This is a genomic window from Thalassobellus citreus (genome assembly GCF_044385915.1).
In the GTDB taxonomy this organism is placed as follows: Bacteria; Bacteroidota; Bacteroidia; order Flavobacteriales; family Flavobacteriaceae; genus Thalassobellus; species Thalassobellus citreus.
The window spans coordinates 1-1,727 of the sequence record NZ_JBISCC010000118.1 but is presented as its reverse complement, the minus strand read 5'-3'; the positions used below and the strand labels follow the sequence as shown (position 1 = coordinate 1,727).

Sequence of the window (1,727 nt, the reverse complement as noted above, 5' to 3'; positions counted from 1 at the left end):
TTATAAGCAACGCCTTTAAAGTCGATACGATTGACATATAAATGAATGTGCTTATGTTCTTTATCCTGATGTACAAATGCTATAGCTTGCCGTTCCTTTAATTGCATCTCTTTTATAAATTGTCTTGTTATGGCTTCTAATTCCTTTTTATTTAGACTTTTACCATCTTCTATGGTTGGACTAATCACAAATGATAAGGTGTTTTTTTTACAATGGTAATTTTGGTCCTGGAGCATTTTAAACTCTTGAGTAATTTCTTTTGGAGAATCTCCATGCAGAAATTCTTTTAAAACAATTTCTGCATCTTTTTCCTGATTCCATCCATAAGCCATAGAAGCTCTAGTATGTGATATGCTTTTTCCTTTACCTATCATTTTTGAAACTTTTTAAGATGTGTTTTTATTTCGTTTGCTAAGTCATAGACTTCTTGGGTTAGTTTTGGATTTCGTTTTTTGTACATGTTTCCAATGGACTTAAAATTGTTATGATATTTAATAAGCATTTTATAAATCGCTATATGTTCATCTGTAAAACGTTCTGTGATTTCTTTGTCAAATAGGCAACGGCGTATGTATTCACTTAAACTCAATCCGCTGCTTTTTGCTTTAATAATCAAAAGCTTCTTTTCATAAATAGAACATCGAAACTTAACGAGATCACCCTTCCCCTTAAACACTCTTTTCCCTTTGCGACCATGGGGAGCAAACAAGAATGTGTCCACAGACACACATCTTGAATTCCTACCTAAGACCATTTCCGTTTCCGATACATGCCGTTCTAAATCCAATACAATACTATCCGAACTATTAAGTACATCGGTAGGAATCTTTAGAGTCTGCTCCTGATCTTCTGTGGATTTAAAATCAAATTTGTTTGTTTTTGTCATGGCTTATCAAATCGTTTAAATCTTTATAGTTTTTATAAATATGTCTTTGGTCTATGATATGAGTGTGTTTTTCTATCAAGCGCATTGTAGCTAGTTGTCCTGCCTTGTCATTATCCAAGTAGAGCTGTACCCATTCATAATTATCTAAATAGATTTCAATAAGCTTTATAAACGCAATAGAGTTTAATACAAGGACATCTGAAGTATTTAATACCTTATCATCTAATATTGCAAGTGATAACAAATCAAACATCCCTTCTAGAATGATTAATTGTTTGCTATTATTTTGGATATAGGTATAAGATTTCGGGCTACTACTGTTTTTAAAAATTTTGTTGCGTAATTCCCAACCACCTTTATTGTTCTTTAGTCCTATGGCGAAAAATTCAGTTGCCTTATACTGGTACCAAACTTCTTTACAATACCTTTTTGCAATATTTAATGGAATACCTCTAGAATTTAAATATTGAATTAAAGCAGGATGTGTAATATCTAGAACTTTAATAATCTTAATAACGCCTGCCTTCTTATTAGAAGTCCATTGTTTTTTAGATGAGTTATTTACAATACCATCATTTAAAAATTCTAGAGTGTCTTTTATGGAACACTTTAAAATCTGACAGACTAAATCGATCACATTTCCGCCAATACCTTCGCCATGATCATACCATCGATTTTTTGTTTTAGATACTTTAAAAGAGGCTTGGGTTTCTGACCTGAAAGGACTCAGAAACCAAGCTTCTTTTTCCGTTGTCTTTTTGGGAAAGTGTCCTAATTTTTCCAGTGCTTTTTCCACTGGAAAATTACGGGCTGTTTCACAATTTATTTTTCTTTTCATAAG

Annotated in this window: 3 protein-coding genes; all 3 read right to left on the bottom strand. The window is 32.3% G+C overall.

Annotated elements, in window-relative coordinates:
* The coding region (locus tag ACH5TX_RS05035; protein ID WP_439338449.1) for a relaxase/mobilization nuclease domain-containing protein at nt 1–374 on the bottom strand (374 nt) is incomplete at its 3' end.
* Nucleotides 371–886: a mobilization protein MbpA gene (gene mbpA / locus ACH5TX_RS05030; RefSeq protein WP_439338448.1), complete on the bottom strand. Its 516-nt coding sequence runs from the start codon at nt 884–886 to the stop codon at nt 371–373. The genes mbpA and ACH5TX_RS05035, both read right to left, overlap by 4 nt.
* Nucleotides 864–1,727, bottom strand: an 864-nt coding sequence (locus ACH5TX_RS05025; protein ID WP_439338447.1) for a DUF8464 domain-containing protein, incomplete at its 5' end; no start/stop codon positions are given. The genes ACH5TX_RS05025 and mbpA, both read right to left, overlap by 23 nt.

What these genes read in the sequence shown, in the direction of transcription:
- mbpA (WP_439338448.1), bottom strand. Translation starts at nt 886, where the DNA reads ATGACAAAAACAAACAAATTTGATTTTAAATCCACAGAAGATCAGGAG.